Below are 7854 nucleotides of genomic sequence, written 5' to 3' on the forward strand. Positions count from 1 at the left end.
TGCCGGCCGCGTGGTGGTGGCAGAGGCGCCGGTGGCCGGCATCATCGCCATGCAGCCGCACCAGGCGCGGCGCAAGCAGCAGGTGGCATCACGCCTGTGGGCCATGCGGGTGGCCGGCCGGCCGGTCCCGCGCTATCTGGGGCTGGGCGTGGCCGAAGCGTCACGGCGCGAGCCCTTGGCAGCCAAGCTGAAAAGCTTTGGCGGGCTGCTGCGGCGCTTCATCCGGGGGACGGCATGAAGAGACGTGAGATGAACAGGAGGGGCATCATCCTGGCAGGCGGCTCGGGAACCCGGCTCTATCCACTGACGCGGCCGGTCTCCAAGCAGCTGATGCCGGTCTATGACAAGCCGATGATCTATTATCCGCTGTCGGTGCTGCTGCTGGCCGGCATCACCGAGATCCTGATCATCACCACCCCACAGGACAGCGAGGCCTTTGCCGGGCTGCTGGGCGATGGCAGCCAATGGGGGATCTCCATCCGCTATGCCAGCCAGCCGCGGCCGGAAGGGCTGGCGCAGGCCTATCATATCGGCGCCGACTTCGTGGGGAACGACCCGTCGGTGCTGATCCTGGGGGACAATATCTTCCACGGCCACGGCCTGCCGGAACTGCTGGCGCGCGCCTCGGCCCGGACCGACGGCGCCACCGTGTTCGGCTATTACGTCAAGGACCCGGGCGCCTATGGCGTGGTGTCGTTCGGCGCCGATGGCCGCGCCGAGACGATCGAGGAAAAGCCGGCAAGCCCGAAGAGCAACTATGCCGTCACCGGCCTCTATTTCTATGACGGCGATGCGGTGGCGCTGGCCCGTGACCTCAAGCCCTCGGCGCGCGGCGAGCTGGAGATCACCGATCTCAACCGCCGCTATCTGGAGGCCGGCAAGCTGAATGTCGAGCTGATGGGCCGCGGCTTTGCCTGGCTCGACACCGGCACCCACGGCGCGCTGCTCGATGCCGCGCTCTATGTCCGCATTGTCGAGGAGCGCCAGGGCCTGAAGATCTGCTGCCCTGAAGAGATCGCCTGGCGCAAGGGGTTCATTTCCGGCGAGGCGCTGGCGCGCCTTGCCGAACCCTTGCGCAAATCGGGCTACGGTGAGTATTTACTGGCGCAACTCAGCCAGGGTGGGGGACCGGTGCAGTACCATGCCGATCATTGAAACCCAGATCCTCGACCGTAACAGCAATGCCTTCCGGATTGACATGGCGCGTGCGCGGGACGCGGGCCTTGCCTTGCGCGCGCAATATCAAGCAGCCCAACCGTTTCCACATATCGTGCTGGATGATTTCATAGATGCTGATCTGCTGCGTGGCTTGGTCGCGCATTGGCCGGAAAAGCCCGTCAAACCCGGGTATAACCGCGACCAGGAACGGCTGAAGTTCGAGTGGCAGCCCGTCGATCTTGAAGCCGTGCAGATCCGCAATTTTCTGGCGGAGACCATTTCGGCCCCGATGGTGGCATTTCTGGAAGGGCTGACCGGCATCGAGAAGTTGATCGTTGATCCACATTTCACGGGTGGCGGCCTGCATGAAACCCGTGCCGGCGGGCATCTTGGTGTGCATGCCGATTTCAATATTCACAGCCAGATGAACGTGCTGCGCCGTATCAACCTGCTGATATACCTTAACGATGATTGGGACGAAGGCTGGAATGGCGCGCTGGAACTGTGGGAACGCGACATGAGCCGGTGCGCGCACAAGGTGTTGCCGAAACTGGGCCGTGCCGTGGTGTTCAATACCGATCTCGACAGTTTTCACGGTGTACCAGATCCGGTGAGTTGCCCGCCCGACCGGGCGCGCCGTTCGGTTGCACTCTATTACTACACCGCTGCTACCGATGGGCTGGACGCCGTTCCAAATCGCACCACGGCCTTCAAACCACGGCCCGGCAGCAACGATCGCACGGACTGGAAGATCGGCTTCCGGCATTTTCTCAACGACTGGCTGCCGCCGGCGCTGTACCGCATGCTGCGCCGCAAGGCCTGATGGCCGTGCTGCCAGCATGACTATAACTGCGACCGCCCTGCCCGGCGTGCTGCTGATCGAACCGCGCGTGTTTGGTGATGCGCGCGGCTTCTTCCTTGAAAGCTGGAACCGCCGCAGCTTTGCCGAGGCAGGGCTGGATCTCGATTTCGTGCAGGACAATCACAGCCGGTCGGCGCGCGGCGTGCTGCGCGGGCTGCACTATCAACTCCGTCAACCGCAGGGCAAGCTGGTGCGCGTGACGCAGGGCGCCGTGTTCGATGTCGCCGTCGACATCCGCCGGTCCTCACCGCACTTCGGCCGCTGGGTGGGCGTGGAACTGAGCGGCGACAACCACCGCATGCTCTATATCCCGCCCGGCTTCGCGCACGGCTTCCTGGTGCTCTCCGACAGCGCCGATTTCCTCTACAAATGCACCAGCCTCTATGACCCGCCCAGCGACCGCAGCATATGCTGGAACGATCCCGACATCGGCATCGACTGGCCCGATGCCGGGGTGGCGCCAATCCTGTCGGCCAAGGATGCAGCGGCGCCGCGCCTTCATGATGCGGAGGTCTTCGCATGAGGGTGCTGGTTGCCGGCAGCGGCGGGCAGTTGGGCCGCGCGCTCGCCGCAACCGTGCCGGCCGGCGTCACCCTGGTGGCGCCACCGGAGGCAGAGTTCGACATTTGTGATGCGGCCCACATGGCGGCCGTGGTGGCCGCTGCCGCGCCAGACCTCGTCATCAACGCCGCGGCCTGGACGGCTGTGGACAAGGCCGAAGCCGAGGAGGCCGCCGCGTTGCAGGTCAACGCCGTCGCGGTTGGCCATCTCGCCGCTGCCGCCGCCGCTGCCGGTGCGCGGTTCGTGCAGGTCTCCACCGACTATGTCTTCGATGGCAACGCCGGCCGCCCCTATGCGCCCGACGCCCGGCCCGCCCCGGCCAGCGCCTATGGCCGCACCAAGCTGGCCGGCGAGGTGGCGGCGCGCGCCCATCACCCGGCGCCGCTGATCCTGCGCACCGCCTGGGTCTATGCGGCGGCCGGCAACAATTTCGTGGCCACCATGCTGCGCCTGATGCGCGAGCGTGCCGAGGTGCGGGTGGTGGCCGACCAGATCGGCACGCCCACCCACGCCAGAAGCCTGGCGCGGGCCATCTGGGCCCTCAAAGCCCACAACGGCATCTTCCACTGGACCGACGCCGGCATTGCCAGCTGGTATGATTTTGCCGTCGCCATCCACGACGAGGCGCTGCATCTGGGGCTGCTGGCGCGCGCCGTGCCGGTGATCCCCATCACCACCGATGATTATCCCACCCCGGCCCGGCGCCCAGCCTTTGGCGTACTCGACAAGACGGCAACATGGGCGCTGACAGGCCCGGCCCGCCACTGGCGTCACGAACTGGTGGAATGCCTGAAGGAGATGCGGTGATGAGCCATCTGCTGGTCACCGGCGGCGCCGGCTTCATCGGCGCCAACTTCGTGCGCTTCTGGCGCCGCCACCGGCCCGATGATGCCATCACCGTGCTCGATGCCCTGACCTACGCCGGCAACCGCGCCAGCCTCGCCGGGGTGGATGGCGTCGACTTCGTCCACGGCGACATCCGCGACACGGCACTGGTCGAACGCCTGCTGCACGATGGCGCCATCGACACGATCGTGCACTTCGCTGCCGAAAGCCATGTAGACCGCTCTCTGCATGGCCCGGCGGAGTTCATCGACACCAACGTGATCGGCACATTGTCGCTGCTCACCGCAGCGCGCGCCGTCTGGCTGGCAGGTAGCGGCCAACCGCACCGCTTCCACCATGTTTCGACCGACGAGGTCTATGGCAGTCTCGGCCCCGGTGATCCGGCCTTCACGGAAACCACGCCCTATGCCCCCAACAGTCCCTATTCGGCCAGCAAGGCGGCGAGCGACCATCTCGTGCGCGCCTGGCACCACAGCTATGGCCTGCAGACGACCACCAGCAACTGTTCCAACAATTATGGCCCCTACCAGTTCCCGGAAAAACTGATCCCGCTGTTCCTGATCAATGCCCTGCATGGCCGACCGCTGCCCATCTATGGCGACGGCCAACAGGTGCGCGACTGGCTGCATGTCGAGGATCATTGCCGGGGGATCGCCGCCTGCCTGGAACGCGGCCGTGTCGGCGAGACCTACAACATCGGTGGCGGCTCCGAGCTGCCCAACCTGGCGGTGATCGACACGCTGTGCGCCGCAGTCGATGCCGCCTTTGCCACCGATGCGGACCTCGCCCGGCGCTTTCCGGATGCGCCGGCCGCGCAAGGCCTGCCCACCGCCAGCCTGAAGCGCTTCGTTGCCGACCGGCCCGGCCACGACCGCCGCTATGCCATCGATGAAACAAAGGCGCGCGCCGAACTGGGCTATGCCCCGGCGCGCGGCTTTGCCGAAGGCTTTGCCGCCACGCTGGCCTGGTATCTCGCCAACGAGCCGTGGTGGCGGGCGGTGATGGACGGCAGCTATCGCGACTGGGTCGAGGCCAACTACGCCGCGCGCCGCTGACGCCCGGCGTCATCGGGTTGCCGGCGCTATTGCTTGGACCTTCCTCCCCCGGTTGTTAAGTGGGGTGTGATGCGCGTGCCCCTGCCTCCCCTGCGGTTGACGATGATCCGTCAGTTCCTCGCCGGCCAGGCGGCAGGCGGCCAGCTGCTGATGGTGTCGGCGGCGCTGGCGATGCTGGCCGCCAACAGTGCGTTGGCCGCCGATTATGAGGCGCTGCTGCACCTCGAGATCGGCCCGCTCAACCTCCTGGAGTGGATCAACGACGGGCTGATGGCATTGTTCTTCCTGCTGGTTGGCTGCGAGATCAAGCGCGAGCTGCTGGATGGCCAGATGTCGAGCTGGCCGCGGCGCATCCTGCCGGGCGTGGCTGCCGCCGCGGGCATGCTGGTGCCGGCGCTGGTCTATGTCGCCTGCAACCTTGAGGCGGGCCCCAATCTGAAGGGCTGGGCTGTCCCCACCGCCACCGACATTGCCTTTGCGCTGGGTGTGCTCACCCTGCTGGGCGACCGGGTGCCGGCCAGCCTGAAATTGCTCCTGACCGCGATCGCGGTGATCGATGACCTTGGCGCGATCCTGGTGATCGCCCTCTTCTACACGCAGGATCTGGCGATGCCGGCGCTGCTGGCCTCGCTGGCGATCACTGCCGGTCTTGCCCTGCTGTCGCGGCGCCGGGTGCAACTGCTGTGGCCCTATCTGCTGCTGGGGGCGATGCTGTGGCTGACCATCCACGCGTCGGGCATCCACGCCACGCTGGCCGGCGTGATCACTGCGATGGCCCTGCCCATCCACACGACGCCAGGCACGCCGGAGGATCGCAGCTGCCCGCTGCTGCGCGTGGAGCATGGCATCGCGCCCTGGGTGGCGTTCGGCATTGTGCCGCTGTTCGGCTTCGCCAACGCCGGCGTCGGCCTTTCGGGCGTGACGCTGGCCACGGCGCTGGATCCACTGGTGCTGGGCATCGCCGCCGGGCTGGTGATCGGCAAGCAGATCGGCATCTTCGGCGCGATCCTCACGCTAGTAAAGCTGGACGTGGTCGACATGCCGGCCAACGCCAGTGTGCGCCAGCTGTGGGGCCTGTCGCTCCTGTGCGGGATTGGCTTCACCATGAGCCTGTTCATCGCCGCGCTGGCCTTTGGCGCCGGCAGTGCCCAGGAGGCCGCGGCCAAGCTGGGCATCATCGGCGGCAGTCTCGTTTCCGCGCTGCTGGGCCTTGCCGTGCTGTCGGGCACGCGCCGCGCATGAACGCGTTGCGGCGCTTTCCCCATTATGCCGCCTTTGCCGGCGTGATGCTCCCCCTGCTGGCGCTGCTGTGGCCGCGGACGGGGCTCGATATCGCGCTGCTGCTGGCGTTCGATATGGCGGTGCTGGCCTTTCTGGCCACACTCGGCTGGCGGATGCGCAAGGCCACGCCGGCCTTGCTGCGCGCAGCAGCGGCCGAACCCGGCCATGCCCTGTTGCGGATCTTCGCCCTGCTGATCGTTGCCGTGGTGCTGACCGGGGTGGCATCCGAACTCGGGCGGGGCGGTTCCGGCGTCCTGCTGCTGGCCGGCGTCTCGCTTTCGATGGCATGGCTGTTCGCGAACAACCTGTTTGCCCTGCATTACATGCACATCTTCTACGGTGAGGGCGGCGGCAAGGGCGGCCTGCGCTTCCCGGAACCGGCAGACCATCCTGACTTCTGGGATTTCTGCTACTTCGCCTTCACCATCGGCATGACCTTCCAGGTCTCCGACGTGGAGATCACGAGCAGCTCCATCCGCCGGCTGGCGCTGGCGCACGGGTTGCTGGCTTTCGCCTTCAACATCGCGGTGATTGCGCTCACCGTCAGCCTGGTCGCCAGCGCCTTGGCCTAGCGCCCTCAGCCGAGGTTGGCGCGCAGCATCCAGGCGGTCTTCTCGTGGACCTGCATGCGCTGGGTGAGCAGATCGGCGGTGGGTTCATCGTGCGCCGCATCGGCCAGCGGGAACACGGCGCGGGCTGTGCGCACCACGGCCAGCTGGTCCTCGGCGAGAATGCGAACCATCTCGGCCGCCTCCGGCACGCCGTCCGCCTCCGCGATGGACGATAGCTTGGCATAGGCCGAATAGCTGCCCGGCGCCGGTTCACCCAGTGCCCGGATACGCTCCGCAATCAGATCGACCGCCAGCGCCAGCTCGGTATACTGGGTTTCGAACATCAGGTGCAGGGAATTGAACTGCGGCCCGGTGACGTTCCAGTGGAAGTTGTGGGTCTTCAGATACAGCGTGTATGTATCGGCGAGCAGACGCGACAATCCATCGGCAATCGCCCGGCGCTGTTCGTCAGCGATACCAAGATCGAGGGCCCCAGATTCGCGGGTTTCAGCCTTGGAATTTTTCTTCGACATGAATGTCTCCTTTTCTCGAAATAATATAGAACTTTAAAACAGATGGCGTCCATCGGGTTTTTCCGATGAACGCCATCAGTTTCTTCGAGGCTGTTGCGTGGTTAGCGGCAGACCACGCGATTGCGGTCAATGCTGTTGCCGATCACCGCACCCAGGGTGCCACCGATGATGCTGCCAAGCACCTTCGATCCGCCCGGCGCCAGCACGTTGCCAAGCGTGCCGCCGGTGAGACCGCCGATGATCAGACCGGTGGTGCCATCGCTGCGCCGGCAATAATAGCGGTTGTCATAACCGCGCCAGACCGGATCATTGTAGCCCAGGACGCGCGGGGCATAGCGCCGATCGTCAACATAGAAATTCTCGGCGTGCCAACCCGGCCGGTTCCAGCCGTCGCGGCGCCAGGTCCAGTCGTTGGCCGGGCGGCCACCCGGGCCCCAGCCGCGTCCGTTGCCCGGCCCGCCACGCCAGCCCCAATCCTTGTCCCACTTGCGGCCACGGCGATCATCGTCGTCCCAGTCGCGGCCGCGGCCGCGGCGACGGTCGTCGTCGTCCCAGCCACCGCCCCAGCCGGCGCGATAGAGATCGGCGCGGTCCTGGCGGAATTCACGCTCGGCACGGGCCAGTTCGCCGCGCTCTTCACGCACGTCGCGCCAGTCGCCGCGCCGCTGGGCGCGATAGAGGTCGCGGCGCTCTTCCTGCACCCGGTCCCAGCTGCGTTCCACTTCGCGCGGGCTCGCGCGCTGGCGGTCACGCCAATCATCGGCCAGGGCCGGGGTGGCGGCGCCGGCAGCCAGCAGCACGCCGGCGAGTGTGATCTTCAGGTTCATGGTCATGTCTCGTCTCCCTCGTTCGCGATCGGCGCCAGCGTCAGCGCCAGTCATTGCGGCAGTCGCGGCGGCCGCGATCGATGCTGCGGCCAACCAGGCCGCCAATCACTGCGCCGGCCACCGTGGCCACCGTGCGGTCCTCGCGCCGCGCCACCTGGTTGCCGATCACGCCGCCCACGG

The 7854-nt window shown here is 66.6% G+C and carries 10 protein-coding genes and 1 pseudogene; 8 read left to right on the forward strand and 3 right to left on the reverse strand.

What is annotated here, in order from left to right:
- The 8 genes and pseudogenes from GJV64_RS08660 to GJV64_RS08695 all read left to right on the forward strand — a co-directional run.
- Positions 1-238: pseudogene (locus GJV64_RS08660) on the forward strand (Coenzyme F420 hydrogenase/dehydrogenase, beta subunit C-terminal domain); the annotation flags it as partial.
- Positions 239-249: 11 nt separating this feature from the next.
- On the forward strand, positions 250-1155 hold the full coding sequence (rfbA, locus tag GJV64_RS08665; protein WP_164156861.1) for a glucose-1-phosphate thymidylyltransferase RfbA: 906 nt from the start codon (positions 250-252) through the stop codon (positions 1153-1155).
- Positions 1142-1981 (forward strand): 2OG-Fe(II) oxygenase, encoded by an 840-nt coding sequence (locus tag GJV64_RS08670; protein WP_164156862.1) that lies wholly within the window; start codon positions 1142-1144, stop codon positions 1979-1981. Before rfbA ends, GJV64_RS08670 begins: the two co-directional genes overlap by 14 nt.
- 16 nt (positions 1982-1997) lie before the next feature.
- The gene (gene rfbC, locus GJV64_RS08675; protein WP_164156863.1) at positions 1998-2543 is read left to right on the forward strand and encodes a dTDP-4-dehydrorhamnose 3,5-epimerase; all 546 of its coding nucleotides are present in this window, start codon (positions 1998-2000) and stop codon (positions 2541-2543) included.
- Positions 2540-3388: a dTDP-4-dehydrorhamnose reductase gene (gene rfbD / locus GJV64_RS08680; protein ID WP_164156864.1), complete on the forward strand. Its 849-nt coding sequence runs from the start codon at positions 2540-2542 to the stop codon at positions 3386-3388. Before rfbC ends, rfbD begins: the two co-directional genes overlap by 4 nt.
- Positions 3388-4482 carry a dTDP-glucose 4,6-dehydratase gene (rfbB, locus tag GJV64_RS08685; protein WP_164156865.1) on the forward strand — a complete coding sequence of 365 codons (1095 nt, stop codon included), beginning with the start codon at positions 3388-3390 and terminating at the stop codon, positions 4480-4482. The genes rfbD and rfbB overlap by 1 nt, the downstream gene beginning before the upstream one ends.
- A 69-nt stretch (positions 4483-4551) precedes the next feature.
- Positions 4552-5724: a Na+/H+ antiporter NhaA gene (gene nhaA, locus GJV64_RS08690; RefSeq protein WP_164156866.1), complete on the forward strand. Its 1173-nt coding sequence runs from the start codon at positions 4552-4554 to the stop codon at positions 5722-5724.
- Entirely contained in the window at positions 5721-6335 is a 615-nt protein-coding gene (locus GJV64_RS08695) for a DUF1345 domain-containing protein (RefSeq protein WP_164156867.1), read from the forward strand. Before nhaA ends, GJV64_RS08695 begins: the two co-directional genes overlap by 4 nt.
- A gap of 5 nt (positions 6336-6340) precedes the next feature.
- Here the strand turns inward: GJV64_RS08695 and GJV64_RS08700 are convergent, their stop codons facing one another.
- The 3 genes from GJV64_RS08700 to GJV64_RS15695 all read right to left on the reverse strand — a co-directional run bounded on the left by GJV64_RS08700 (position 6341) and on the right by GJV64_RS15695 (position 7852).
- Complete coding sequence (locus GJV64_RS08700) at positions 6341-6847, reverse strand: Dps family protein (protein ID WP_164156868.1); 507 nt, start codon at positions 6845-6847, stop codon at positions 6341-6343.
- A 101-nt stretch (positions 6848-6948) separates the two neighbouring features.
- The gene (locus GJV64_RS08705; protein WP_235927665.1) at positions 6949-7680 is read right to left on the reverse strand and encodes a hypothetical protein; all 732 of its coding nucleotides are present in this window, start codon (positions 7678-7680) and stop codon (positions 6949-6951) included.
- A 34-nt stretch (positions 7681-7714) separates the two neighbouring features.
- Complete coding sequence (locus GJV64_RS15695; RefSeq protein ID WP_328799170.1) at positions 7715-7852, reverse strand: glycine zipper 2TM domain-containing protein; 138 nt, start codon at positions 7850-7852, stop codon at positions 7715-7717.
- Positions 7853-7854 lie beyond the last annotated feature (2 nt).

This window comes from Sandarakinorhabdus rubra (assembly GCF_010994245.1).
Classification (GTDB): domain Bacteria; phylum Pseudomonadota; class Alphaproteobacteria; order Sphingomonadales; family Sphingomonadaceae; genus Sandarakinorhabdus; species Sandarakinorhabdus rubra.

Bases quoted from the DNA above. Each gene is read 5' to 3' on its own strand.
- GJV64_RS08670 (WP_164156862.1), top strand. From the start codon at position 1,142: ATGCCGATCATTGAAACCCAGATCCTCGACCGTAACAGCAATGCCTTC.
- GJV64_RS08695 (WP_164156867.1), top strand. From the start codon at position 5,721: ATGAACGCGTTGCGGCGCTTTCCCCATTATGCCGCCTTTGCCGGCGTG.
- rfbA (WP_164156861.1), top strand. From the start codon at position 250: ATGAACAGGAGGGGCATCATCCTGGCAGGCGGCTCGGGAACCCGGCTC.
- rfbB (WP_164156865.1), top strand. From the start codon at position 3,388: ATGAGCCATCTGCTGGTCACCGGCGGCGCCGGCTTCATCGGCGCCAAC.
- GJV64_RS08705 (WP_235927665.1), bottom strand. From the start codon at position 7,680: ATGACCATGAACCTGAAGATCACACTCGCCGGCGTGCTGCTGGCTGCC.
- nhaA (WP_164156866.1), top strand. From the start codon at position 4,552: ATGCGCGTGCCCCTGCCTCCCCTGCGGTTGACGATGATCCGTCAGTTC.
- rfbD (WP_164156864.1), top strand. From the start codon at position 2,540: ATGAGGGTGCTGGTTGCCGGCAGCGGCGGGCAGTTGGGCCGCGCGCTC.
- GJV64_RS08700 (WP_164156868.1), bottom strand. From the start codon at position 6,847: ATGTCGAAGAAAAATTCCAAGGCTGAAACCCGCGAATCTGGGGCCCTC.
- rfbC (WP_164156863.1), top strand. From the start codon at position 1,998: ATGACTATAACTGCGACCGCCCTGCCCGGCGTGCTGCTGATCGAACCG.